This is a genomic window from Chitinophaga oryziterrae, from assembly GCF_009758125.1.
Classification (GTDB): Bacteria; Bacteroidota; Bacteroidia; order Chitinophagales; family Chitinophagaceae; genus Chitinophaga; species Chitinophaga oryziterrae.
On the sequence record NZ_WRXO01000010.1, the window covers coordinates 301,675 to 327,507 of the forward strand.

29 protein-coding genes are annotated in these 25,833 nt (G+C 44.5%); 13 read left to right on the forward strand and 16 right to left on the reverse strand.

Annotated features, from left to right (window positions below; all coding sequences use genetic code 11):
- The first annotated feature begins 48 nt into the window (after positions 1-48).
- From GO495_RS27115 to GO495_RS27130, 4 genes are all read left to right on the forward strand, one after another.
- Positions 49-1,788 carry a GMC family oxidoreductase gene (locus tag GO495_RS27115; protein WP_157303078.1) on the forward strand — a complete coding sequence of 580 codons (1,740 nt, stop codon included), beginning with the start codon at positions 49-51 and terminating at the stop codon, positions 1,786-1,788.
- Positions 1,789-1,790: 2 nt separating this feature from the next.
- Positions 1,791-2,477 carry a gluconate 2-dehydrogenase subunit 3 family protein gene (locus GO495_RS27120; protein ID WP_157303079.1) on the forward strand — a complete coding sequence of 229 codons (687 nt, stop codon included), beginning with the start codon at positions 1,791-1,793 and terminating at the stop codon, positions 2,475-2,477.
- A gap of 83 nt (positions 2,478-2,560) precedes the next feature.
- Positions 2,561-4,009, forward strand: coding sequence for a Gfo/Idh/MocA family protein (locus tag GO495_RS27125; protein WP_157303080.1), 1,449 nt, complete (start codon positions 2,561-2,563; stop codon positions 4,007-4,009).
- Between the two features lie 125 nt (positions 4,010-4,134).
- Positions 4,135-5,505: a carboxypeptidase-like regulatory domain-containing protein gene (locus tag GO495_RS27130; RefSeq protein ID WP_157303081.1), complete on the forward strand. Its 1,371-nt coding sequence runs from the start codon at positions 4,135-4,137 to the stop codon at positions 5,503-5,505.
- A gap of 57 nt (positions 5,506-5,562) precedes the next feature.
- On the opposite strand, the gene GO495_RS27135 is transcribed toward GO495_RS27130, so the two are convergent.
- The 3 genes from GO495_RS27135 to GO495_RS27145 form a co-directional block, all read right to left on the reverse strand.
- Positions 5,563-6,846 (reverse strand): D-alanyl-D-alanine carboxypeptidase/D-alanyl-D-alanine-endopeptidase, encoded by a 1,284-nt coding sequence (locus GO495_RS27135; RefSeq protein ID WP_157303082.1) that lies wholly within the window; start codon positions 6,844-6,846, stop codon positions 5,563-5,565.
- Between the two features lie 60 nt (positions 6,847-6,906).
- Complete coding sequence (locus GO495_RS27140) at positions 6,907-8,238, reverse strand: Gfo/Idh/MocA family protein (RefSeq protein WP_157303083.1); 1,332 nt, start codon at positions 8,236-8,238, stop codon at positions 6,907-6,909.
- Between the two features lie 61 nt (positions 8,239-8,299).
- The gene (locus GO495_RS27145; protein ID WP_157303084.1) at positions 8,300-9,262 is read right to left on the reverse strand and encodes a formylglycine-generating enzyme family protein; all 963 of its coding nucleotides are present in this window, start codon (positions 9,260-9,262) and stop codon (positions 8,300-8,302) included.
- Between the two features lie 146 nt (positions 9,263-9,408).
- Here GO495_RS27145 and GO495_RS27150 point away from each other — a divergent pair, with 146 nt between their 5' ends.
- From GO495_RS27150 to GO495_RS27170, 5 genes are all read left to right on the forward strand, one after another.
- On the forward strand, positions 9,409-10,323 hold the full coding sequence (locus GO495_RS27150; protein ID WP_157303085.1) for a hydroxypyruvate isomerase family protein: 915 nt from the start codon (positions 9,409-9,411) through the stop codon (positions 10,321-10,323).
- A 165-nt stretch (positions 10,324-10,488) separates the two neighbouring features.
- The gene (locus tag GO495_RS27155; RefSeq protein ID WP_157303086.1) at positions 10,489-10,839 is read left to right on the forward strand and encodes a phage holin family protein; all 351 of its coding nucleotides are present in this window, start codon (positions 10,489-10,491) and stop codon (positions 10,837-10,839) included.
- Positions 10,840-10,844: 5 nt separating this feature from the next.
- Positions 10,845-12,902 carry an alpha-ketoacid dehydrogenase subunit alpha/beta gene (locus tag GO495_RS27160; protein ID WP_157303087.1) on the forward strand — a complete coding sequence of 686 codons (2,058 nt, stop codon included), beginning with the start codon at positions 10,845-10,847 and terminating at the stop codon, positions 12,900-12,902.
- A 70-nt stretch (positions 12,903-12,972) separates the two neighbouring features.
- On the forward strand, positions 12,973-13,116 hold the full coding sequence (locus GO495_RS27165) for a hypothetical protein (protein WP_157303088.1): 144 nt from the start codon (positions 12,973-12,975) through the stop codon (positions 13,114-13,116).
- Between the two features lie 162 nt (positions 13,117-13,278).
- Positions 13,279-14,463 (forward strand): MFS transporter, encoded by a 1,185-nt coding sequence (locus GO495_RS27170; RefSeq protein WP_157303089.1) that lies wholly within the window; start codon positions 13,279-13,281, stop codon positions 14,461-14,463.
- Between the two features lie 125 nt (positions 14,464-14,588).
- On the opposite strand, the gene GO495_RS27175 is transcribed toward GO495_RS27170, so the two are convergent.
- Genes GO495_RS27175 through GO495_RS27185 form a run of 3 tightly spaced genes read right to left on the reverse strand, consistent with a single transcriptional unit; the run spans position 14,589 to position 17,607 of the window.
- Positions 14,589-15,665 (reverse strand): iron-containing alcohol dehydrogenase family protein, encoded by a 1,077-nt coding sequence (locus GO495_RS27175; protein ID WP_157303090.1) that lies wholly within the window; start codon positions 15,663-15,665, stop codon positions 14,589-14,591.
- Positions 15,666-15,680: 15 nt separating this feature from the next.
- On the reverse strand, positions 15,681-16,409 hold the full coding sequence (gene kdsB / locus GO495_RS27180; protein WP_157303091.1) for a 3-deoxy-manno-octulosonate cytidylyltransferase: 729 nt from the start codon (positions 16,407-16,409) through the stop codon (positions 15,681-15,683).
- A 7-nt stretch (positions 16,410-16,416) separates the two neighbouring features.
- Positions 16,417-17,607: a DegT/DnrJ/EryC1/StrS family aminotransferase gene (locus tag GO495_RS27185; RefSeq protein ID WP_157303092.1), complete on the reverse strand. Its 1,191-nt coding sequence runs from the start codon at positions 17,605-17,607 to the stop codon at positions 16,417-16,419.
- 81 nt (positions 17,608-17,688) lie between these two features.
- On the opposite strand from GO495_RS27185, the gene GO495_RS27190 reads away from it, so the two are divergent.
- Positions 17,689-18,111, forward strand: a complete 423-nt coding sequence (locus GO495_RS27190) for a YybH family protein (RefSeq protein WP_157303093.1) — start codon at positions 17,689-17,691, stop codon at positions 18,109-18,111.
- A gap of 105 nt (positions 18,112-18,216) precedes the next feature.
- Here GO495_RS27190 and GO495_RS27195 read toward each other — a convergent pair whose 3' ends face one another.
- Positions 18,217-18,411, reverse strand: coding sequence for a hypothetical protein (locus GO495_RS27195; protein WP_157303094.1), 195 nt, complete (start codon positions 18,409-18,411; stop codon positions 18,217-18,219).
- Between the two features lie 411 nt (positions 18,412-18,822).
- Here GO495_RS27195 and GO495_RS27200 point away from each other — a divergent pair, with 411 nt between their 5' ends.
- Positions 18,823-19,032, forward strand: coding sequence for a general stress protein CsbD (locus tag GO495_RS27200; RefSeq protein WP_157303095.1), 210 nt, complete (start codon positions 18,823-18,825; stop codon positions 19,030-19,032).
- 56 nt (positions 19,033-19,088) lie between these two features.
- On the opposite strand, the gene GO495_RS27205 is transcribed toward GO495_RS27200, so the two are convergent.
- On the reverse strand, positions 19,089-19,364 hold the full coding sequence (locus GO495_RS27205) for a hypothetical protein (protein ID WP_157303096.1): 276 nt from the start codon (positions 19,362-19,364) through the stop codon (positions 19,089-19,091).
- Between the two features lie 4 nt (positions 19,365-19,368).
- Positions 19,369-20,151: a glycoside hydrolase family 25 protein gene (locus GO495_RS27210; RefSeq protein WP_157303097.1), complete on the reverse strand. Its 783-nt coding sequence runs from the start codon at positions 20,149-20,151 to the stop codon at positions 19,369-19,371.
- A gap of 120 nt (positions 20,152-20,271) precedes the next feature.
- On the opposite strand from GO495_RS27210, the gene GO495_RS27215 reads away from it, so the two are divergent.
- The gene (locus GO495_RS27215) at positions 20,272-21,297 is read left to right on the forward strand and encodes a radical SAM/SPASM domain-containing protein (RefSeq protein ID WP_157303098.1); all 1,026 of its coding nucleotides are present in this window, start codon (positions 20,272-20,274) and stop codon (positions 21,295-21,297) included.
- On the opposite strand, the gene GO495_RS27220 is transcribed toward GO495_RS27215, so the two are convergent.
- Genes GO495_RS27220 through GO495_RS27230 form a run of 3 tightly spaced genes read right to left on the reverse strand, consistent with a single transcriptional unit; the run spans position 21,294 to position 22,334 of the window.
- Positions 21,294-21,662: a hypothetical protein gene (locus GO495_RS27220; protein ID WP_157303099.1), complete on the reverse strand. Its 369-nt coding sequence runs from the start codon at positions 21,660-21,662 to the stop codon at positions 21,294-21,296. The two genes, GO495_RS27215 and GO495_RS27220, sit on opposite strands and share 4 nt — an antisense overlap.
- A 31-nt stretch (positions 21,663-21,693) precedes the next feature.
- Positions 21,694-22,110: a hypothetical protein gene (locus tag GO495_RS27225; protein ID WP_157303100.1), complete on the reverse strand. Its 417-nt coding sequence runs from the start codon at positions 22,108-22,110 to the stop codon at positions 21,694-21,696.
- Positions 22,111-22,136: 26 nt separating this feature from the next.
- On the reverse strand, positions 22,137-22,334 hold the full coding sequence (locus GO495_RS27230; protein WP_157303101.1) for a YtxH domain-containing protein: 198 nt from the start codon (positions 22,332-22,334) through the stop codon (positions 22,137-22,139).
- Between the two features lie 166 nt (positions 22,335-22,500).
- Here GO495_RS27230 and GO495_RS27235 point away from each other — a divergent pair, with 166 nt between their 5' ends.
- Positions 22,501-23,535: an AI-2E family transporter gene (locus GO495_RS27235; protein WP_157303102.1), complete on the forward strand. Its 1,035-nt coding sequence runs from the start codon at positions 22,501-22,503 to the stop codon at positions 23,533-23,535.
- Position 23,536: 1 nt separating this feature from the next.
- Here GO495_RS27235 and nadD read toward each other — a convergent pair whose 3' ends face one another.
- From nadD to GO495_RS27255, 4 genes are read right to left on the reverse strand one after another with little or no spacing between them, the layout of a single operon-like run.
- Positions 23,537-24,106 carry a nicotinate (nicotinamide) nucleotide adenylyltransferase gene (gene nadD / locus GO495_RS27240; protein WP_157303103.1) on the reverse strand — a complete coding sequence of 190 codons (570 nt, stop codon included), beginning with the start codon at positions 24,104-24,106 and terminating at the stop codon, positions 23,537-23,539.
- Positions 24,107-24,146: 40 nt separating this feature from the next.
- Positions 24,147-24,638, reverse strand: a complete 492-nt coding sequence (gene paaD, locus GO495_RS27245; RefSeq protein ID WP_157303104.1) for a 1,2-phenylacetyl-CoA epoxidase subunit PaaD — start codon at positions 24,636-24,638, stop codon at positions 24,147-24,149.
- A 12-nt stretch (positions 24,639-24,650) separates the two neighbouring features.
- On the reverse strand, positions 24,651-25,406 hold the full coding sequence (paaC, locus tag GO495_RS27250) for a 1,2-phenylacetyl-CoA epoxidase subunit PaaC (RefSeq protein WP_157303105.1): 756 nt from the start codon (positions 25,404-25,406) through the stop codon (positions 24,651-24,653).
- Between the two features lie 7 nt (positions 25,407-25,413).
- A complete protein-coding gene (locus tag GO495_RS27255; RefSeq protein WP_157303106.1) occupies positions 25,414-25,797 on the reverse strand; it encodes a 1,2-phenylacetyl-CoA epoxidase subunit B in 384 nt (127 codons plus the stop codon).
- Between the last annotated feature and the right edge of the window lie 36 nt (positions 25,798-25,833).

Below are 25,833 nucleotides of genomic sequence, written 5' to 3' on the forward strand. Positions count from 1 at the left end.
ATTTATAGATTTAAAAGACACTTAAAGTTCAATTAAATTATCCACGATATGGCATTCCAAATTAAGCAAAAGGGGCCGGTGTATGATGTTTGCATCGTCGGTTCCGGGGCTGGCGGCGGTATGGCAGCAAAGATCTTATCAGAAGCAGGATTAAAGATTGCGTTACTGGAAGCAGGTCCCAAGTACGACCCTGCTAATCCGGAACAGATGACACAGCTGAAATGGCCTTATGAATCACCCAGAAGAGGCGCCAGTACCACCCGTCCATTCGGGGATTTTGATGCGGCTTACGGCGGATGGGAAATTGAAGGGGAACCTTACACTACAAAGCAAGGGACAAAATTCGACTGGTTCCGCTCCCGCATGGTTGGCGGACGTACCAATCACTGGGGACGAATCTCACTGCGCTTTAGTCCACGCGATTTTAAACACAAAAGTTATGACGGGCTGGGAGATGACTGGCCAATAGAATACGAAGAAGTAGCGCCATTCTACGACCGTGTAGATAAGATGATCGGTGTATTCGGTACAAAAGAAGGTATGCCCAATGAGCCGGATGGTTTTTTCCTGCCTCCTCCCAAACCAAGATTGCATGAACTGATAATAAAAAAGGCCGGTTCCAATCTGGGCATTCCTGTTATACCAGCAAGGATGTCTATGCTGACCCGCTCTGTTAATAAAGACCGCAGCCCCTGTTTCTATTGTGCACAATGCGGACGTGGCTGCGCTGTATATGCCGACTTCTCCTCTTCTTCCGTACTGGTAAACCCTGCTGTGAAGAGCGGGCATGTAGATCTCTATGATAATGCGATGGCCAGGGAAGTCCTTACCAACAGTGAAGGCAAAGCTACCGGCGTTGCCTATGTAGACAAAATTGATCTGGAAGAATACAGGGTAATGGCACGTGTGATAGTGCTCGCAGCCAGTGCTGGGGAAACCGCCCGTTTGCTGCTGAACTCCAGGTCATCCCGTTATCCGAACGGACTGGCCAACGCCAGTGGCATAGTAGGTAAATACCTGCATGACTCTACCGGCTCTTCCCGCGCAGCATTCCTGCCCCAGCTCATGGACCGTAAACGTTATAACGAAGATGGCGTTGGGGGCATGCACATGTATATCCCATGGTGGGGCGATAATAAAAAGCTGGACTTCGCACGTGGTTACCATATGGAATTCGGAGGCGGCCTGCGTATGCCTTCCTATGGATTCGTAAATGCGATAGAAAGCATGAACGGTAAATACCCCGGCCGGGACGGACAAATGAAACCCGCCGGTGGATATGGCACCGGCCTTAAAGACGATTACCGCCGCTTTTACGGGGCTACCATCGGCTTTGCAGGAAGAGGTGAGTCCATTGCCCGCGAAGACAACTACTGTGAAATAGACCCCAACGTAGTTGATAAATGGGGCATTCCCGTATTACGCTTTAACTATACCTGGAGCGATCATGAGATCAAACAGGCAAAACATATGCAGGATACTTTCGAACAGCTGATCCATGAAATGGGCGGTGTGCCATTAGGTAACAAGCCCGGGCCGGAAACCATGTACGGACTGGAAAACCCCGGCCGTATCATTCATGAAGTAGGAACAACCCGTATGGGAAATGATCCTAAAAAATCTGTTCTGAATAAATACAGTCAGGCCCATGATGTAAAAAACCTGTTCGTGGTAGATGGCGGATCCTTTGTATCCCAGGCAGATAAAAACCCTACCTGGACCATCCTCGCCCTGTCTATGCGTGCATCTGAGTACATTATGAGTGAGTTAAAAAAACAAAATATTTAACAATGGATAGAAGAGAAACCCTCAAAGCGCTGGCAGTCGGGTCTTTATCTGTGAGTGCCTTTCTGACCGCCTGTAGTGATGATAAGAAAACTAAACCACCGGTAGGTGCCGGCGTTAAAACGCCGGTATACGGCAGAACTGAAGACGAAAAAAAGCGGGATGTAAAACTGGAGGAAGAGCAATTCTTTACGCCGGAAGAAATGAAAACGATCACCGTACTGGCAGATATTATTATTCCTGCTGATGAACACTCCGGCAGTGCTTCAGACGCTAAAGTGCCCGAGTTCATAGCGTTCATTGTAAAAGATATACCTAAGTATAAAACGCCCATGCGTGGCGGATTGCGCTGGCTCGATCTTCACAGCTCCCGGCTCTATGACAACCGCTTTACTGATTGCAGCAGTAAGCAGCAACTGGCCCTGCTGGACCAGATTGCCTACCCGGAAAAAGCAGCGCCGGAAATGAGTCAGGGCGTGGCTTTCTTTAGCCTGATGAGAGACCTTACCGCCAATGGTTTCTTCACCAGTAAAATAGGGATCAAAGACATAGACTACCGGGGCAATACCCCTAATGAATGGGACGGTGTTCCTGCAGATGTTTTACAACAGTATGGCTTATCATATGATGAAAAAACACTCGCAGAATGCCTGAAGACAGAAGATCGCAACAAGCTGATGACATGGGATTAATCCATCCCCCCGTACGTACATCATTTAATAATATAGTTTTCTCTCATTTTCTTTTATATTGAAACGATAAATTTATTGTTACTATGGTCCAGGAAAAAAATAACCAGGGAAGTCATGTCTCCCGCAGATCATTCTTAAGAAACGGGGCCTTAACCGCCGCCGGCTTTATGATCGTTCCACGTCATGTATTAGGAGGTAAAGGCTTTATTGCGCCAAGTGATCGCTTACGTGTTGCAGGTATCGGTGTAGGTGGTAAAGGAGAAAGCGACCTTTTAGAGATTTCAAAAGGTCCTTCAGACATCGCTTTCCTTTGCGATGTGGATACCCGCCGCGCTGCCACTTCTGTAAAGCGTTTCCCCAAGGCAAAATTTTATAAGGACTTCAGGGAGATGCTGGATAAAGAGCATAAGAACTTTGATGCTGTAACTGTATCCACTCCCGATCATCAGCATGCTGTTGCTGCAATGGCTGCCATGCAGCTGGGCAAACACGTGTATGTCCAAAAACCGCTGACACATGATATTTACGAAGCCCGTATGTTATCAGCAGCCGCAAAACGTTATAAAGTAGTTACCCAGATGGGGAATCAGGGTGCTTCCGGAGATGGCGTAAGGCAGATGATGGAATGGTACAACGCTGGTACTATCGGCGATGTACATACTGTATACTGCTGGACAGACCGTCCCGTATGGCCACAGGGTATTCCCTGGTCTTCCATGAAAGCGGAAGTTCCCAGGGAACTCGACTGGAACCTCTGGCTGGGTACTGCTCCTTACAAAGACTATATCGAAAAACTGGTCCCATTCAACTGGCGTGGCTGGTGGGATTACGGTACCGGTGCTTTAGGTGATATGGGATGCCATATCATTGAACCTCCTTTCCGCATCCTGGGACTTGGTTATCCTACTTCCGTAGAAGCCAGTGTAGGCAGCGTATATGTAGATGAATTCAAACGTGGCTATTTCCCTGAAAGTTGCCCTCCTTCTTCTCACGTAATCCTGAAGTTCAAGGGTAAGAACGGAAAAGAGATCACTTTACATTGGATGGATGGTGGTATTCAGCCGGAACGTCCGGAAGAACTGGGACCAAATGAAATAATGGGTGATGGTGGTAACGGCGCTATCCTGATAGGTACAAAAGGTAAAATGATGTGTGGTACTTATGGTATGAATCCTACCCTCCTACCTACAAGCCGCACTAATGAAGTAACTGTAGCTAAAACGATTGAACGCGTACCTGAAGGACACTATGTTCAATGGGTAAATGCTGCTATTGCCGGCTATAACAGTCCAAAGGATAAACTGATCAGTTCTCCTTTCTCTATTGCAGGACCGCTTACTGAAAGTCTGCTCATGGCAAACCTGGCTATCAGGAGTTATGATATCAAAAAGGAAAAGGACGGACATACTACTTATCCCGGACGCTACATCAAGCTGCTATGGGATGGAGATAATATGACAGTGACCAACTTTGATGATGCTAACCAGTTTGTAAAACGCACCTACCGCGAAGGCTGGAGCCTTGGAGTGTAAGTTTTTAAACCATCTTATATGGAAGGGGGCTCAGATACTGAGCCCCCTTTTTCTTTGTTAATCAATCATTTATCCCCTATATTTACAATAGAGAATCGCTCTAACCCCTCCATATCCTGAGAAATATGAAATTGTTAAGATTGTCGCAGTTACTGCTGTTCCCCATATTAGTCATAACAATATGGGCTTGTAGTAAAAACAACTCCAGTGAATTATCTGCGTCCTCAACCAGGGAAACAGATAAGATATTAACCAGTATACAGGGCCGTGTATTAAATGAACAGTTACAACCTGTGCAGGGCGCCATAGTTGGATGCGGTGGAAAAACAGCGGTTACCGATGCAAATGGCAACTTTTTAATGGAACAGGTAAAAGTTCTTCCTGATGCGGCGCAGGTAAGCATTACTAAAGATCAGTATCTCAATGGTATCCGTACACTGGCCGTAAATACCAACAGCCTGCATTATGTACAAGTCATTTTACAACCCCGCGAAGCTGCCGCCACCTTCAGCGCTGCCAGTGGAGGCAATATCGATCTGCCCGGCGGTAAACTGACCATACAGCCCAATAGTGTGCTGATGAAAGACAACTCTTCCTACAAGGGAATCGTTGATATCAACTTTAAATTCACCAATCCCGAAAGTGAACATTTTGAGGATATGATGCCCGGAGATCTTCGTGGTATTGATGATAAGAAAAAACAAAGGGGATTACAATCATTTGGCATAGTAACCCTGAATTTCACTGGTCAGAACGGAGAAGTATTACACCTGGATAGCAAGCTGCCAGTAGGTTTGCTGATGAATATTCCCGGTTCCCTGCAAGGCAGTGCGCCGGCGCAAATAGCTTTATGGTCTTTTAATACAGCTTCAGGCTATTGGGAACAGCAGGGATTTGCATCAAAACAGGGAAATGCTTATATCGCAATGGTAAAATCCACAGGATTCTGGCATTTTGCGGTTCCTTATGATGTGGTGGCTCTTAAAGCAACTATCCTGGACCAGCATAACCATCCTATCCCCAATATGCAGATGAGTATTGTAAGTAAGATAGATTTCATTCCGGTATACAGTTATACAGATGCGGGCGGCAGGTTCACCGGTAAGGTGGCCTCCAATTCCCAGCTCATTCTCTCTCTTATTAATCCCTGCGGACAAATCTTTTATCATCAGGAAATAGGACCTTACTCTACTGATGCAACAATAGAACCTTTTACGGTTCCGTTACCCGGTAGCAGTACGCTGATGATAGATGGTATCGCCAATAATTGTTCAGATCAACCGGTAATGGGCAAAATAAATATCCTGGTAGATGGATTAAGTTATGCCACTGATATCAACAAAGGGTATTTTAAAATGACATTCATGCGATGCAATGCATCCGCCGCAAATGTTACTTTCTCTGCAATGGATACCGCCACCCATATCAACACCATCACCACGCTCAAAGCAAATAACGGAACCATTACACCATCCCTGGTAGTATGCAAACCATAGCGATATTGGGTTGATCGATCTGTTGAAGCACTTTCGATTATATATGCAGATCCTGAATTAGTAGTGTTCCGATATCTGTGTAAGGAAACTTTCTACTGCCCTTCTTACGTTACTTGCGCTGTTGTTATGATTATTTACCAACACACTAAAGACTAATGTTTTCTTCTTCCTGGTAATAAGGTACCCACTCAACGCTACACAACCGGATAAGGTCCCTGTTTTAGCGTGTACGGAAAGCCCTTTATAATAATTTTTCAGGGTTCCTTTTCCTCCTGTGGGGAATATGCTATACAGCCTTTCGTGATCATATGTCTTGTACATATCTGTCAGCACACTTACAAAATCCCTGGGAGTAAAAAGATTATAGCGGGAAAGCCCGGAGCCATCCACCCAGTGAGGGGTATCCGGTAAATTAGATAAGTAGGTACGCAGCATGTAATCAATCATACGGTTTGTACTGATCGTATCCCACAAACGGGCTGCACACATCATCAATGTCTGCTCCGCAAAAAAGTTATCACTGCGGTGCATCATGGGAGTAAAAAGAGAGTCTGCCGGAATACCATTTAACATAGTAAACCTGCCTGTTTTATCCGAAACAGCTACAGGCCGGTGTAATGTATCTTCCAGTCTTTTTGCAAGATCCTGTGTAGTTCCTACAATAAAAGGAACTTCTGCCTCCTGCAGGCTTTTATCATGACTGTTAAATGTCAAAGAAAACTGATTACTGCGTTCATCCCTTTCTGCCAGTAATTCTTTTAGTGTATCATCATTTTTGTAAGAGAAGCCGAATAGCTTTGGTATCATCAGACTGCTATCTTCATGATGCCTGATATGTACCACATTCCCATACATTGGCCAGTCGTTTAATTCAGACTGATAATAATCTGCATAATCATTCCATGCCCATCCCGGTCCGAAACGTTTATTCTCGTTTACAGTGGGAACTACCGCGATACGTTTAGAAGTTTGCAATAATTCCAATACCCGTTGCAGGGAATAATCCGGATGCAGGAAAGAAGGATCTCCTGTGCCTTTTACATATAAAACAGAATCTGTATTAAGATAACGGACTGCCGGAAGAGAATCTCCGAGATAACGTAAGCCCGTGTACAGTGTGAATATCTTCGTGTTGGATGCCGGTGTAAAATAGCGGTCGTCCTGATAGCTGTACCAGTATTTTCCTGTAGCCGGTTCATATATACAGATACCGGTATGTGCCTGTCGTAAAGCAGTTGTTTTAAGTAACCCATTCGCTGCCCATTTCTTTATCTCATTATACTGAGCATACACAATGTTTTGCAAACAAAACAACAGGCAACACAACATGACTCTTTTCATAAACTCTTCTTTCTTTTAAAAAAAACGGGCTGATGACGTATCAGCCCGTTTACTAATCTCTTAGCTAAAGTACCGGGTTACACCTGGTTTTGCAAATGGATAAAAACCATCCGCATCCGGTATTACCGGAGGCTTCGCGTCGAACGCATATGTTGCCGGTTGCAGGTTAAGACCAGAGTTAAGTGCTTTATCAAAAGGAATCACTTCTCCGGAATAAGTAGCCAAACGACCGATGATAGCAGTGAGGGTCGTTTTGGCCCCCCTTTCAGCATCCCAGAATTTATATTCTCCTTTTGCAATCGCAGCAAACAGTTCATCATGTTCATTCTGGTAAGGCTGGTTCTCTGTTTTCTTATCAAACTGGAACAGCACTTTTCCTTTATGGTCCTGTATCAGACCCCTGTCGCAGATAATACGTCCTTTTGTTCCTGTCAGTTCTTCATCCACACGGCTGGCGCTATCTTTCCAGTGACGGCATTCGCTGTTCATGATAACACCATTTCCGTAACGATACTCCACTGCATGGTGATCGTAGATCTCTCCGGTGTCTTTACCTGTACGCACGGTACGGCCTCCCATACCATATGCAGTTACCGGGTAATCTTTCATGAACCAGTTACCCACATCGATATTGTGAATATGCTGCTCTACGATATGATCTCCGCACAACCAGTTAAAGTAATACCAGTTACGCATCTGGTACTCCATTTCCGTATACTGCGGCTGTCTCGGTCTTATCCACAATGCGCCCTGGTTCCACCATACATTTATAGACAACAGATCACCGATAATACCATCATTAAAACGCTTGAATAGTTCACGGTAGGAAGTCTGGTAGCGGCGTTGTAAACCAACCACTACATTCAGTTTTTTAGACTTCGCTATCTCTGCGGCGTCCAGTACTCTTTTAATACCGGCAGGGTCTGTAGCCACTGGTTTCTCCATGAAAATATGTTTCCCCTGTTTCACAGCCTCTTCGAAGTGAATAGGGCGGAAACCCGGAGGAGTAGCAAGAATGACTACATCCGCCAGCGCTATCGCTTTCTGATAAGCATCAAAGCCGGTGAACTTGTGTTCTTCTTTAACATTTAAACGGCTGGCATTCTCACCCAGCTCCTCTTTAATATTATTGTAACTGTCATTCAGCCTGTCTGCAAAGGCATCTGCCATAGCCACCAGCTGTACATTCTGTTTAGTTCTTAATGCCTGAACAGCCGCGCCGGTACCTCGGCCACCGCAACCTATCAACGCTATTTTAATTACATCACCTGCACCTGAAAAGAAGTTGGCCTTAGATAAAACAGGCATTGCTAACAGACCGCCTGCCAACATAGACGATTGTTTTACAAAATCACGCCTGCCTGCGTGGAATTCTTGTTGTTCTTCTTGCATGATAGATAGTTTTTAATAATTGTTAATTATAGGGGAATGATATACCTGTAACATTTTTATTCTATCGGGAACCCAGATATTTATCTACTACGTCTGCAAAAAACTGTTCTGCTTCTTCTTTAGTGGGTTGCTTTACGGGTCTTACGATCCTGAATCCTATAAATGGTGCATCTGCATTCCACCATTTGCTCTTGGGGATCTGGGGATCTCTCCGGTTCCAGTCTGTATTTGATTTCAGGCGACTGGCACTCCGCAGGTGCGTAGCATCATCCTGATAGTTACCGCCTTTTACGGTACGTGGTGTTCTGGCGGTTGGTTTATTCCATGGATCTGTATCTGCTGCCTGTGCCAGGAATGCAGGGTCGTATTGATCGAGCGTCCATTCTGCTACATTTCCCAGCATATCGTACAGGCCCCAGGCGTTAGGGCGAAGCCCTCCTACTTTATGGTATTTATTCTCACTGTTGGCGGCGAACCAGGCATAGTCTTTCAACTGTGCTGCATCATTACCAAAAGGATAAGCGGTAGTTGCTCCTGCCCTGCAGGCGTATTCCCATTCAGCTTCTGTCGGCAGGCGGTAAAAGACGCCGGTTTTTGCATATAACCAGCGGCAGTACATCAATGCACCGTACTGGCTCATACTGTTGGCGGGGAATCCGCCCAGTTTACCCATGCCCAGGGTAAGATCTATGTACGGAGGGCTTGGGCGCGTCATTCCATCAGGAACAGGTGTTTTGTCCTTTTCAGCATCTGCATAAATATCATATTCATCAAATGTCACTTCATGGGCCCCCATCCAGAAAGCAGCAATCTTTACTTTCTTCTGTGGTCCTTCATCTTCCCCTCTGCCCTTTTCTCCTGCCGGGCTACCGAAGGAAAATTCTCCGGCGGGTATGGGCATCATTTTAAAGGTTAAATCCGTGCCTGGCAACTTCTCATCATAGGCCGTAAATGGAGCGTTCTGCGCGAAAGCTGCACCTGTAAGCATGCTTCCCAGCGACAGCGCCAAAAGTCTGTTTTTCATAACATTCATTAATACAGGTCAATTTATTAAATCCATCTCAGGGATGCAACGTTTTTTACATGAATGTTTAAACATTGGCAAAAAAATGCACTGTATTGCATTTACGCTTAAAACCTGCTATTTTTAGAATTCAACTTGTTAACGTTATGGAAAGAAGACAATTCCTTCAACAGGGTTCCCTCGCAGGTCTTTCTACACTGGCCTTTAGTAGTGTTACCGCAGCAGCCTCCCGCACGTCTGCAGACGGGAAGGTATTCAATATGAACTATGCCCCGCACGATGGTATGTTTAAGAACAGTGCCGGCGAAAATGTACTGGATCAGATCAAATTTATGTATGATCAGGGTTTCCGTGCCTTTGAAGATAATGGGATGATGAACCGGGATGTAGCTGAACAGGAAAAGATTGGTAACCTGCTGGCCAAGCTGGGTATGCACATGGGCGTGTTCGTAATTGATGGCGGCGATAACTGGAAAACATCCCTTACAACAGGTAAACAGGAGTTCAAGGATAACTTTGTAAAAGTTTGTCGTAAATCTCTTGAAACGGCAAAAAGGGTGAATGCGAAATGGGCCACTTTCGTTCCTGGTTACTTTGAACGTAATCTTCCTATTGGTATTCAAACAGCAAATGTTATCGAGGCCCTGCGACTAGCAGCACCTATCCTGGAACCATCCGGACTGGTGATGGTACTGGAACCACTCAGTGACAACCCCGATCTCTTTCTACGTACTGCGGAGCAGACTTATATGGTGTGCAAAGCTGTCAATAGCCCCAGTGTTAAAATACTGTATGACATTTACCACATGCAGCGTAATACCGGTAACCTGATCCCTAACATAGATCTTTGCTGGAGCGAAATCGCCTATGTCCAGATCGGGGATAATCCGGGAAGAAAAGAGCCTACTTCCGGCGAGATCAATTATAAGAACATATTCAAACACCTGCATACAAAAGGGTTTACAGGTGTACTGGGTATGGAGCATGGGAATGCGAAGCCGGGAAAAGAAGGAGAACTGGCACTGATAAAAGCATATAGGGAAAGCGATGACTTCCTGTAGGATTTGAGTTCAATGTTGTTTAGTTATGACCACATTGGATTTAACTTTACAGAAAACGAACTTTTTTTAAGTTTATAAGGTTATATAAAAGAAGAGCTTTTGCAGATAAAAACAGCAAAAGCTTTTCTTATTTCAAATCGTTACCTTCCCCTTAAATTTGTTGCCATGAAACTTCTACTCCGCTTGCTGGTAACGGCTCTGGCCGCAATGGTTACCGCATATTTATTACCAGGTGTAAGACTAAAGGATTTTGTTACAGCCCTTATACTGGCCGTAGTACTATCATTGCTTAACCTGCTGGTAAAACCGATACTGATCATATTTACACTACCCGTTACTATTATTACCCTGGGTCTTTTCCTGCTGGTAATCAATGCTATTATCATTCTGCTGGCATCAAAACTGGTAGACGGGTTTAAAGTTGATGGCTTCTGGTGGGCGCTTCTGTTCAGCCTTGTATTAACCATCGTCAGTGGTATCATGAACAGCATTGCAGGTAGTAGTGATAATGACTAAGCCCCATGTACTTTGACCGCACACATATCAGTGACGAACAATTACTGAGTTTTTATAACGCACTGCTATATCCGCGGCTGGTAGAAGAGAAAATGCTCTTACTGCTACGCCAGGGCAGGATAAGTAAATGGTTTTCCGGCATTGGCCAGGAAGCCATTGCTGTTGGGGCTACGTTAGCCCTGGATGAGGATGAATGGATATTACCCCTGCATCGTAACCTGGGGGTATTCACGACCCGCAAGATGTCCCTGCAGCAGCTTTTCCATCAATGGCAGGGAAGCCCTCAGGGCTTCAGCAAAGGACGGGAACGTTCTTTTCATTTTGGGAGTCAGACCCATCATATCTGTGGTATGATCTCCCACCTGGGACCACAGCTTTCCGTGGCTGATGGTCTTGCACTTGCTCATAAACTGAAAGGAGAAAACAAAGTATCTCTTGCTTTTACCGGCGAAGGCGGCACCAGCGAAGGGGAATTCCACGAAGCGCTGAATGTGGCGGCTGTATGGGACCTCCCGGTGATCTTCCTGGTAGAGAATAACGGCTACGGCCTAAGCACACCTGTAGAAGAACAATACCGCTGTGAACAGCTTGTTCAGCGGGCAGTAGGATACGGAATGCGGGGCATGCGCATCGATGGCAATAACCTGCTGGAAGTATATCACGCTGTGAGGGAAGCCAAACGACACGCACTACAGGAGCAGCAACCCGTCCTGATAGAAGCCGTTACCTTTCGCATGCGCGGGCATGAGGAAGCCAGCGGTACTAAGTATGTTCCCCCTGCCCTCTTTGAAGAATGGGCCTTGCAAGACCCGATACAACACTTCGAAGACTTCCTGAAATACCTGGAGCTGCTGACTCCGGAGCTGATCACCAACACCCACGAAACACTGAAGCATCAGATAGACGCAGACATTACAGTGGCGCTGAAAGAAACGGAGATGCATGCAGATACAACTACGGAGTTAGGGGATGTGTATGCCGTACGGACGAATCAGATTGATGTAGTGTCAGATAGCACGCATCCTTCAAATGAAGACGCCGGGTCAGAGAATAAAGAACAAACTGAGATCGCCTCTGATAGCACGCTTCCGGTAAAAACAACGGACAAACGCTTTATCAACGCCATCTCAGACGCCCTGCATCTGGCGATGGAAAAATACCCCAACCTCGTTCTGATGGGGCAGGATATTGCCGAATACGGCGGGGCCTTTAAAATAACAGAGGGTTTCCTGGAGCAATTCGGTAAAAGCCGGGTGCGTAATACCCCTCTTTGCGAAAGCGCTATTATAGGAGCCGCGCTGGGCCTTTCCATAAAAGGATTCAAAAGCATGGTCGAAATGCAGTTCGCAGACTTCGTCACCTGTGGCTTCAACCAGATCGTGAATAACCTTGCCAAAATCCATTATCGCTGGGGACAGGCCGCTGACGTTGTTATCCGCCTCCCCGCAGGAGCAGGTGTAGGTGCCGGCCCATTCCACTCTCAAAGCAATGAGGCCTGGTTTACGCATACCCCGGGACTGAAAGTCGTATATCCTTCTACACCCGAAGACGCCAAAGGGCTGTTGCTCGCAGCCTTTGCAGACCCCAACCCTGTACTCTATTTTGAACATAAAGCACTATACCGCAGTATATCCGGCCCGGTAAAAGACGACTGGTACACCATAGAGATCGGTAAGGCAAGACTGGTACAGGAAGGAGAAGATCTCAGCGTTATTACCTACGGTAGTGGTGTACACTGGGCACAGGAATATGCCCATCAACACCCCGAAATCTCCCTGCACATACTGGACCTGCGTACCCTGTTACCACTGGACTATCCGGCCATAAAAGCCGCCGTTGCACAAACCGGCAAAGTGCTGATCCTGCATGAGGATACACTTACCGGCGGTTTAGGCGGAGAAATTGCCGCCTGGATAGCAGAACATTGCTTCCACATGCTGGATGCACCTGTTATGCGCTGCGCAAGCCTGGATACACCGGTACCTTTTGCGGCTGCACTGGAGAAAAATTTTCTCGCCAAAACGCGTCTGCATCAATATATACAACAACTCAGTGCATACTAATAACATTCATGTGTTGGGATTTTTAAAAGTAATGCGCTAACTTGCACGATAGATCACTAAACGTATTTTTATGTTGCTTTCAGTAGTTAATAATGTAGAGGTTTCTGATTTTTACAGAAATGGAGACAAGTTCTTTCATTATCTTACTTTTTTCATGGTTGGCCTGTTTGCGCTGATGTTCCTGTACGCAGCTGTGAAATACGCAAAACGCTAATTATTAATTTATTACAATATTACAAGGCAGTCTTACAATGTAAGACTGCTTTTTTATTGCCTGAAAGATCCTTCCTGATTCAGCATGACGGTGTTTCATCCCACTCATAAATTCCCACCTTCAATGTACTGACCATCTGACCTTTATAATTAACTTTGTGGCATGGATCAGTCGTCGGGAAGAATCTATTCCTTCCACTTCATTATGCTATGTCTTAGCAACGCCCTGTTTTCCGCCAGCTTTAATATGTTGCTTCCGGAATTACCAGGTTACCTCAGCAGTATGGGCGGGGCACAGTACAAAGGGTATATTCTCGCCCTCTTCACTCTCATGGCCGGACTCTCCCGCCCTTTCAGCGGAAAATTGACAGATACTGTAGGCCGTGTACCCGTAATGATTTTTGGTTCTGTTGTTTGTGTAGTATGCAGCCTGTTATACCCGCTGGTAAGCAGTGTTGCCGCTTTCCTGCTGTTACGTTTCTTCCATGGCTTCAGTACGGGGTTCAAACCTACTGGTACAGCCGCTTACGTATCAGACATCGTCCCTGCGAACCGCCGGGCGGAAGCAATGGGGATGGTAGGATTGTTCAGTACGATCGGTATGGCTGTCGGCCCCGCTATCGGGGGTACGATCTCTCCTATCTGGGGTATTACGGTTATGTTCCAGGTATCAGCAGTATTTGCACTATTATCTGTTGTGATACTGGCAGGAGGAATGAGGGAAACATTGCCCAACAAGCAGCCCTTCAGTTTCTCCGCACTGAAAATCTCAAAAAATGAACTATTTGAACCATTGGTACTGGCGCCAGTAATTATTACCTTCTTAACTTATCTCAGCTACGGTGTACTCTTTACTATTATCCCCGATTTCAGCAGTTATCTGGGCATACATAATAAAGGTCTCTTCTATACTTATTTTACCGCCAGCTCTATTGGTATACGCTTACTGGCAGGTAAGGTCTCTGATAAATACGGACGATTGCCCATTCTGAAATTATCTTCTACCATTATGGCATTCGCTGTTTTCATACTGGCCATTAGCACTACGCCGGCCATGATGTTAACAGCGGCTGTGATCTATGGCATATCAGTCGGGTTAAACTCTCCGGCTGTTACTGCATGGACTGTAGATCTCGGCAATCCGCTGTACAAAGGCAGGGCACTCGCCAGTATGTATATTGCGATGGAAGCCGGGATAGGCCTGGGCGCCTATTTATCCGTTTTTGTCTATAGAAACGATCCTCACTTATTTCCCACAACTTTCTATTGGACAGCAGGAGTAACCTTACTGGCATCCGTTTATCTCCTGTTCATTTATCCCAATCGCCAGCCACAAGTTGTAAAGTAAAAGTTTACCTTAAATGGATTGAAACGAATACTTTCAAAAAAATCCCGGTTACCTCTTGCGGGATAACCGGGAAATATTTTCAACTCCGTTTTAAGTAACCTTCCGATCAGCTTATTTCAGGAGGATTATAATTGCTCATACAAAGCACGTAAACGTTCGCGGGTCATTTTCTCTTTCCAATCTTTACCCAATGCATTCTCCCACAGCGGGGCCATACCCAGGGACACATCAATCATGATGTTAAACTGCTCATCGGTAAGTCCTTTTGTGATATGCTGAGGAATATCGATCTTATGCTTCTCCACCATCAGCTTAAATTCTCTTACCCCTTCAGGATAAAACTCTTCCAGCTTATCAAATACGATACAGTTACCAATACCATGTTTAGTACCTAATAAATAAGCAAGACCATAACTCACCGCATGTGCCACCCCTACCTGGGAATAAGCGATGCTCATACCACCGGCATAAGACGCCATCATCAGTTTCTCATCTGCATCATCATCCCATTTATCTTTCTCCAGGAAAATCTCCTGACACAAGCGCAGGGATTCTTCTCCATAAGAACGGCTGAAAGCATTCAGGTAAGTACCTGTGAGGGATTCTATACAGTGAATATAACAGTCCATGGCCGTGTAGAACAACTGATTAGTTGGTACCCCTTTGATCAGTTCAGGATCCAATACGATCTGGTCAAAAGGTGTAAAGTCAGAGTTCATTCCCAGCTTACGGGTAGGACCAGTCAACACGCAGGTACGGCTTACTTCAGCGCCCGTACCGGAAATGGTAGGAATACCTGCCTTGTATACACCCGGGAACTTTACAAGGTCCCAACCCTGATAGTCTGCTGAAGAACCGGGGTTAGTCATCATCAGCGCAACCGCTTTCGCCATATCCATTACAGAACCGCCGCCGATACCAATGATACCGCTCACTTCACCAAATTCAGCCTTCAGCTCATCACGTACTTTATCCACATATTTCGTCTTCGGCTCGTCAGTAACATCAATGAACACGATCTTATCTTTTCCTCTTACCGGTATACGGGCAGAAAAAGCAGGTTTATCCTGGAAAAAATGATCTACAAAAAATATCATGGGCGCATCACCTTTGCGTTGCGGTTCCAATATCTCGTCTAACTGGTCAAATGCTCCGCGGCCAAATACCACATAGTCGACCATTTTAAAGTTCCTGAATTTCATCTTAGCCAATTAAGTTTATAGTAATTTTTCAGCTTTCAGCAGATCTTCCGGTGTATCTATTTCTACCCCCATATATTCTGTTACCACCATCTTCAACGGAATACCATTTTCCAGATAACGTAAACATTCTATCTTTTCCGCAGCTTCCAGCGGACTTACCGGCATTTGGGTAAAGTCCAGTAAGGTTTGTCTGCGGAAAGCATAAATACCAATATGTTCGTAGTAAACTGTTTGCACCGCTTTATCACGGGGATAAGGTATTACTGAACGGGAAAAGAAAAGTGCATTAGACTGTTTGTCCACGGCCACCTTCACGTAGTTTGGGTCTTCAATGGCTTTCCAGTCTTTCAGCTCCTGCATGAGGGAGGCAACCTGTACTTTTTTACCAGCTTCACCTTCAAATACCTGCAGCAGTTTTTCCAGGGGCTCCTTTTGCGTAAAAGGTTCATCTCCCTGTACATTCACTACGATGTCGATATCTGTTCTGTCGGCGATGGCCTCTGCGATACGGTCTGTTCCACACTCGTGTTCTTTTTTGCTCATAACGGCGTTACCACCATTATTAACAATCTCGTTGTAAATGATCTCACTGTCACATACCACCATCACCTCATCAAATACACCGGTGTTCACGGTGCTTTCATATGTACGCAGTATCACTGATTTATTCCCCAGTTTCGCCATTAGTTTACCCGGAAACCGGGTAGCACCATAACGGGCAGGAATCAAGGCTATTTTCTTCATGAATTGATTATAAAGCGCTCTTTACTGCATTCACCAGTTTCTCTGCACGTTGTTTCACTTCTTCTTCATTCCACCCCAGGTTAATAGGGGTACAGATACAACGGCTCATCAGTGCATCTGAAACAGGGAATTGTTTCACTTTATACAATTCCATTGCTTGTTGTAATCCGGGAGCAAAACGGCTCATTACGGAGCTTTGTTTAAAGTGCTCCCAGTTGCGGATATAATGCCAGTTGTTATCAAACCAGTAAAAAGCGGCCAGGCCGGCAGCTTTCATGGCAGCAGCAGCAGCTCTTGCCTGACTTTCTTCCGGCAGGAAGAAGCCAAGGAAAGTGGCGCTATCACCGGAAGCGTCCGGCAAACGGCGGAAGCTCACTTCTGGTATGGCAGACAATGCATCTTTGAAGATCTTCTTTGTTTTGCGCTGTATTTCCAGGAAGGTATCCAGCTTGCGAACCTGTGCGAGACCAACTGCAGCATGTAGTTCGGAGATACGGTAGTTGTAACCAACATACGGGTGAAGGTCGGCACCACGGTCTACACCAAGGTGATCATGTCCATGATCCGCATAAGCATCACATTTAATGTACGTTTCCTCGTCGTTGGTAACGATACCACCCCCTTCAGCGCAGGTGATCGTTTTTACAAAGTCGAAAGAGAAAGCACCGGCATGGCCGATAGTTCCCAACGCTTTGCCTTTATAGGAAGCGCCGAATGACTGACAAGCGTCTTCTAATAATATCAGTTTGTATTTTTCGCAGATCGCTTTCAATGCATCCATGTCTGCCATAGCACCGCACATATGAACGGGCATAACAGCTTTGGTACGCGGAGTAATGGCAGCTTCTACCGCTTTAGGGTCCAGGGTCAGTGTATCATCTACATCCACCAGTACCGGAGTGGCACCAACAGAGAAGATACATTCAAAACTGGCCACAAAGGTAAATGTAGGCATGATCACCTCATCTCCGGCACCAATTCCCAATGCAGCCATAACGGTTGTAAGGGCAGCAGTACCGCTGGACACAAGGTGCGTATGGGCAACATTCAGCTTTTGGGAAATGGCTTGTTCCAGTTCCTTTGCTTTCCAGATGCCTTTACGAGGGCCGTCGAACCCATAGCGCATAAAAATGCCGGTATCCAGCACATCATTTATCTCTTTGCGTTCTTCCGGTCCAAAAAATTCATATCCGGGCATAAGTTGTAGATTTTTGCAAAGGTAGTATAATCATGTTGCCTTACATCGCAAAAACTGTTTATCTTTTACTAAAAAATTAACATGCGTTTTGTATTGTACCTTATCCTGTTGATAGCACCGGTTACCGTCCTACGGGCACAACAGCCGGAAACGGCAATTAAGGCATTGCTACAGCAACAGACCCGGGGCTGGAACCAGGGCAACCTCGAAGCTTTCATGCAAACCTACTGGCAATCAGATTCTCTCGTATTTATTGGCAAACATGGGCCTACTTATGGCTGGCAGAAAACACTGGACCGGTATAAGCAATCCTATCCGGATACATCGGCTATGGGTAAATTGAATTTTAATTTATTGGAGATCAGACCATTATCATCAGAAGTATATTTTGTAGTGGGGAAATGGCATCTGCAACGTACTGCGGGAGATCTGGAAGGTCATTTTACCCTGATCATCAAAAGGATCAAAGACGCCTGGAAAATTATAGCCGATCATAGCAGCTAAAAAAGAAAACCATCCCATGAATGGGACGGCCTGCTATACACCACAACATTAAAGAAGAACATTACAAATAACATTGGGGGTTACTCATTATATATGGTAATGTCTTTAATCTTTTGAATTTTTATCCTGATCGCGTACCACTTTATTTTCATCTTCCGGTTTTTCGGAAAGATCTCCATGGAGCGGGTTACGATTATTATCGGCTTTACTTGTCTTTAGTATCTCTACCGGTTTCTGCACATCCGGCTTATATTCTTCCGGTTTCTTCTTATGCTTACCGGATGATTTATCGTGTAGCATATCTTTCCGTTTCAATATACTTTGCAAAGTTTATTCCATGCCTGAAATGCTTGTCAATAGTACATTACATAAGATTAATGAGTAACAGGTTCCACAGATTGCCCAACAAAATGTTGTTTTTCCTGCGCAGCATGCTCCACAAGAGACCCCGGCAGAGGCAGATGCAATAGATTGCATTTTTTTATTTATATTCTTATTTATGGCGTTTTATGCCTTTTTCAAGTTCTGTTGCTAAACCCATTTCTGTACAATCCCTTTACCACACAGGGTTTCAACAACTTTCGTATAGGCATTGACCAGGGTTTCCCCTGCTGCCTGATGGCATAGATGTTGAGCTATATAACATCCAGCCGTGATGTTAACGCTGCGTAATAACCGGGGATAACCGATTGAATAACATATAAATAGTCTATGAACATCAGTGGATATCAGTGGTCCGTACTAAAGCCACTGTTGAAGCAGCGCTTCACACAACTTTCAGATGAAGATCTGATTTTTGAACGTGGTAAAGAATTAGAACTGTTTATGCGACTAGAGAGAAAAATAGGCAAACCGCAGGAAGATGTTGCCCGTATTATTAAAGGGATGCAACAATGTTATCTTCAGCAATCACTGCTGTAATAAAGTTTTTATGGAAAATGGCCAATTACGACCTGTACAAGTCGTGGTTGGCTATTTTATTTGTAATTATCCTGTACCGGGGCTTTCTTTCTCCATAACCGGTATACCAGGTACAGATATCCGGCAAGACTTATCACAAACCAGCTGTAGAAAAAGATCATCCTCCCCGGAGTAGATTCCTCCGGAACAGCAAAGCCCAGATATAACCCAAAGAATACATTGATCATCATCCAGAAAAAACCAATGAATAACGTACGCATGATCCTGACAAAATATGCCACGATCCCCATATCGAATGGTTCCTTTTGGTCATGTTGTTCAGGTGATTCCATGTTCCTAAGGTATGCATAAGTTTCTGAGGGCAAGACTATCCCCGCTGAAAACATTAAAATCTACAGTAGACGTAATCCCATTTACACGCCCCATATCATTATGTTGCCAGAAAGTCCATTTACGACTGGCAGATGGCCGCTCTTCCTGATAGTAATGGGCTATCCAAAGTGGATAACTGTCAAATTCGTCTCCCAGGTAAGTCTCATAGAAATGGACATTCGTATAAATGATAGGTTTTACACCATATGCCTTCTCCATCTCCTCCAGCCAGATCCTGGCCGTACTCCTTATTACTGCGGCCGGTTGGTTATTATTAACCTCTATATCCAGTACAGGAGGAAGATCTCCTGATTCCAGCTGTACTACATTCTGAAAATTGATGGCCTGCTTTAAAGGGTCGCGGGTAGAATAAAAGAAATGATAGGCCCCCCTGATAATCCCTGCCTTTTTGGCTTTCTGCCAGTTCTGACGAAAAGCCGCATCCTGCCGGGTAATTCCTTCTGTTGCTTTTATAAATGCAAATGAAATATGAATATTATCTACCTGCATCTGCTCTACGGCAGACCAGTTAATATTCTTCTGAAACTTGGATACATCAATACCATGCATGGAGTAATTTACAGGCATATCTATTCCAAACTCCTCATACCGCACAAAGTTAATTGAATCCCTCTGTTGCCACCAGTACCAGGCGCCAACAGTTAAACACATGAGAACCACCAGGATAAACGGCAGACGCCATGCTTTCCGGACCCTAACTTTTGCTACTTTCTTTTTATTCCGCATTTCGCTTTTCTATATAGGCCTGAACACTTCCCCTGCCTCCGCAATTTTACAGCAAGTATAATATTAATTACACATAACCGCTATAGTTATCTTATTTTTACAACAACAAGTATTGTGAATATGCCGGATTTTAATTTGAACGATACACTGAACCTTTTCTCCAAGTTTACCCTGCGCCGTGCCTGGAACGCCGGCAAAGTACTCAGTGGCTACTTCGTAAGCAAATGGTTCAATAAACCCACTCAATGGGGTTATCCTATTTCCGTATCATTTGAACCGACCACATCCTGCAACCTGCGTTGCCCGGAATGCCCAAGCGGACTACGGGCTTTTACCCGGCCTACCGGCATGCTGCAACAGGACCTCTTTAAGAAAACGATAGACGAAATATCCAAAGACCTTTTATATCTCATTTTCTACTTCCAGGGAGAACCATACCTGAACCCAAGTTTCCTGGATATGGTAAAATACGCCCATAACAAAGGCATCTATACCGCAACTTCTACCAACGCACATTATCTGACAGATGAGAATGCACGAAAAACAGTGGAAAGCGGATTAGACAGATTGATTATTTCGATTGATGGTACTACTCAGGATGTGTATACACAATATCGTATAGGCGGTAACCTCGAGAAAGTAATACAGGGTGCCAGGAATATCGTGAAGTGGAAAAAAGAGCTGAATTCAAAAACGCCGTTCGTATTCTTCCAGTTCCTGGTAGTGAAACCGAACGAACACCAGATAGAAGATATTAAAGTACTGGCGAAAGAAATTGGTGTAGACCAGGTACGTTTCAAAACGGCGCAGGTATACGATTATGAAGAAGGCAACCGCCTTATTCCTACCATCGATAAATATAGCCGTTATCAAAAAAAGGAAGACGGTACCTATAAGATCAAAAATAAAATGGGAAACCATTGCTGGAGACTATCACATGCCCCTGTAATTACGTTCGACGGGTTGGTAGTTCCCTGCTGCTTTGATAAAGATGCACAGCATAAACTGGGAGATCTCAAGAAACAATCCTTTAAGGAACTATGGCACAACGACCAATACGTAAAATTCCGCACCCAGTTAAAAGAGGGACGGAAGAATATAGATATTTGTGCTAACTGTAGTGAAGGAACAAAAGTCTGGGGCTAATCTTCTTCTGTTTCCGCGGCTGCTTTTGCCTTCTTCTTTTTACTACGGCCTTTACGGTATTTATCAAACAGGTTGATACCCATTCTTACACCCGCAAATTCAAGTACCGTCATAATAGAACTGGTAGCAAACGATTTGAATTTACCGCTTTCCCATGCAATTTTGGCAATGCGCCCTGCCATACCAATCCAGCCGCTATGTTTAGCGCTACCAGGTATTACAGTGTTCAGTGCCATTTTTTTGTAATTGCCCTTGAAGAACTCAACGCGATCCCCTAATTCCACTTCAAGATTACGTGTGCGTTTTTTAAGACGGGCTATTTCCTTCTGCAGTAATTCTGTAGAGGTGACTTTCACCTTAGGCATGTGTAAAGGTTTATCATTTTCTTGTAATGTATTAAAGTTGTTCGTATGCCTCTTCTTCTTCCTCTTTTTTGCTTAATACCTCTTCATCCTCACCAGCGTTCATTTCACTCAGCAATTCTGTAACAAGCATGTTAGATAAAGGCCTTTGTATAAGGGATTTACGGAACAATAGAATGATGGCCAGCAGAAACACAAATAATCCTGCAGAGCAGGAAAACCCTATTGTATAACTGTGAGTCATTTCACCGATCCAGAAACCTACGACCATACCAAGGAAAACAACGACAAAAAAGAACAACAGGAAAGCTAAGATCAAAGAGAAAAATAGTCCTAACGCATTGGATAGCTTTCCTGCTGCCTGGAGCTTAATCAGGTCCAGGCGGGTTTCCAAATATTCTTTGGCAACCTTGCCTGTCTGATTGAAATAATTGCTGAAATTATCTTCCATGCAAATGTTTTTAGTGCAATAAGGGATTAAGCCAGCTCATTTTCAAGAGCGTCCTCATATTGCTCTTTCTTCTTGTTGAACTTGTCTTTTAATTTGTCTGCCTGAAATTTCAGTTTGTCAACCCATTCGTCCTTTTTATCAGAGTTCAGGAAATAACCTACTGCTACACCCACTGCAGCTCCAACAATAAATGATACAACTGCTTTTGAACTGTTGCTTGCCATAATATTAGTTTTTAAAGATTAACATTTATTACCGTGATTCGGTATGATACAGATACAAACACTATTCCAATAATCGCCAGATGATAAAATGAACCTGTTAAATTGCAGTGAACGGTATCTTTTTTGCAAGATTATAAATATCAACTGACATATTAACATTAACCTAATGAGTGTAATCGACAATCAGCGCCTCAAACAAATCAGCTTTTTATTACTGATTATACTACTGGCTGCACTTCTCTTTTCAGAACTGTACACCTTTTTTCCCGGATTTCTTGGGGCCATAACGCTTTATATCATTGCCCGCAAGTACATGTTCCGGCTGGTAGAAGAACGTAACTGGAATAAAAGCCTTGCAGCAGCAACACTTATGCTCCTGTCGTTCATCATTATCTTACTTCCTTTTGGTTTGATGATCAATATGCTGACTGATAAAATAGTCTATGCGATATCACATTCCTCGGAAATGATGAACAGCATCCGCGCTGCAAATTACCGCATCTACACCTCTACTAAAATAGATCTTCTTTCACAGGTACGCCTGCAAAAGCTGCAGGAATATCTTACTACCGTTTTACCTGCATTACTGGGCGCTACATTTAACACCTTAACTACCATTGCTATACTATATTTTATCCTCTATTTCATGCTGGTGAACGGCCGGGAACTGGAAGCACGCCTCTACGAATATATTCCTCTGAAAGATGAAAATGTACTCCGACTGGGTAATGAATTTCGCAAACTGGTGATCGCCAATGCAGTTGGTATCCCACTTATTGCTGTTATTCAAGGCATTGTATCGTTGATAGGGTATTTTATTTTCAGTGTACCTCAACCTTTTTTCTGGTTCGCTGTTACCTGTTTCACCGCCATGTTGCCAGTAGTGGGAGCCGCAGCGGTATATGTTCCTATGGGTGTTTATCTGATCGCTGCCGGAAATACCTGGCAGGGAATCGGTATTCTGATCTATGGTTTTGCAATAGTCGGTACTTCGGATAATATCTCCCGTTTTATGCTGGCACAGAAGATCGGCGATGTTCATCCCCTCATTACTGTATTTGGTGTGCTGATAGGAGTAAACCTCTTTGGTTTCATTGGTCTTATATTCGGGCCATTGCTAATTTCCATGTTCATCCTGTTACTGGAAATATATGCCAATGAGTACCTTACCAAGAAAAGGGAAGTACTGGTTAAACGATAGGTTATTTATAGTAATTGTTCTCTGCAATATACGCGGCCACATTATCAGGTACCAGGTAACGGATAGATTTTCCCTCCTTTACCCATTGCCTGATGCTGGTAGCAGAAATGTCCAGCAGTGGTGCTTTCAGGATCTCTACCTTTGCTCCGTAAGTATCCTTCACTTCATGTCCGGGACGTTCGTATATGTAGATGGGATAATGCTTTATTAATTGCTCATAATTCTTCCAGCGGGTAATGTTCTGGAAACTATCGCTTCCCATGATCACCGTGAATTCCTGTGTAGGAAATTTCTCTGACAGATACGTGAGTGTATCAATGGTATAAGATGGCCGTGGTAATGTAAATTCAATATTACTGGCCCTTAGCCTGGGCTCTCCCATTACACCCAGTTCTACCAGGTGAAGACGGTTATGTTCATTCAGTAATGATCCGGATGGTTTTAATGGGTTATGTGGTGATACCACCAGCCATACTTTGTCCAGGTCTGTATTGTATGCCACGTAATTGGCAATAATGAGATGTCCGGTATGTATAGGATTAAAGGACCCAAAGTACAAGCCTATCTTCATGCCCCTGCTTTTTTTGAGCGTGAAAGTAAACAATAATGCGTTACGAGAGAGGCTTAAATTGCTCGAACATCATCCCGCAATGTTTACAGAAATGAATAGCACGGCAGAGTGTGGAACCGAACGGGGAGCGCAGGTACGTATTCTCACTACCACAATGCGGGCAGTTTGTATGTATCATCATATCTATCTCCACATCTCCGTCATGTTTCTGCGGGGGAGCTATTCCAAAGTTTCGCAGCTTTTCTTTGGCTACGGCAGTTAACCGGTTACTGTTCCACTGTACTTCTTTATCTACAGATACCTTTACAGGTACCTGCAGATCCTTTTCCAGTGTAGTCCTGATATTTGTCTTTATCACTTCCACTGCCGGACAGGCAGCAAAAGTGGGGATCATTTTTATCAGCAGGTATTCATCTTCTATGATCACATCCGTAATCATTCCCAGTTCCAGTACATTTAATACTGGTATCTCCGGGTCCATTACCTGTTCCAGGGATGTATAAACTGCTTGTATTGTAATCGTGCTGTCCATGTATTCTTCTTTCTACCAGGTAGCTTCAGGATTAAGCCTGAATACTTCTCCCATTTCATTCAGTAATGGTTGCAGGTATGCAGTATGTTTGCCGTAGCGGCCGCCATACACAGGTTCCTTTCTTTCGGGTACATTCAGTGATGCCTTTACCAGCACCGGGTAAATATTTTCTATCCATTGCCCGTACAGGGCTTCTTCCCCAGGATATACTTTTTCATCCGCCAGCAGCTTATCATCCGGTCCTGCCTCGAAAATACCACAGGCCAGCTGGAAGCAATTATCCAATGCCGTCTGCATTTTCAGGTAACTCTCTTCTCCTGCCCTGCAAAGCTGTATGATCCATGCATCCGCATGCAGTGTGTGGTACTTCAGCTCTCCTCTTACTTTCCTGGCCAGCTGTTGCAATGGTAAGAAACTGCTTTGCAACATACTGTTGTAGCGTACTGTTTCTGCATGATCAAACAGAAAATGACGCATCAGGCTGAAGTCGTAAGAACCTATAGGCATTTCTGTAAGATGACAACATTTGAATTCCTTTTCACTGCGCATAAATGCAAACTGATCAGGGTCTTCCCCTCCCAGCTCTTCATGTAAAATGCGGTACAGCGCCCAGGAATGACCTATTTTATCCTGTGCCATAGAGGAAAAGGCAATGTCTTCTTCCATAATAGGTCCTAATCCTGTCCATTCCGAATTGCGATGACCTATAATAAGTTCATCATCGCCCATTTTAGTAATAAGCTCTTTTATTAACTGATTTAATAACATCTGGGAGTTATTTGTCGTTGGCTGGTTTAGCCTGTGCTTTAAATTTATTGATCTTCTCCATTACTTTGAAGCCACTGGCATCTCTGTAGGTTTTCTCGAGGTTGTTGGCAAACATATCTTCATCTTCCACATCAAAGGCAAGGATATCTGCGCTGCGTACGACCCATAGGTTCACACACTTTTTACGGCGACCGAACTGCTCTTTGGCAAAGACGAGTGCCAGTCCGGCATCCGGTGCATGCACGCAGCCAACATGCTCATGGTGGGCTCCTCTCTTTTCCTGATGAAATACTTCGAATACGTTCCAGTTTTCCCCCTCTTCTACTTTGCAGGGATCGTCTGTTTTATTCAGCTTAAGGCGGTTTATACGTGGATCTAATGAGTCATTCATAATCGTGTGAAATTTATATCTCTTTCCGGGGGTATT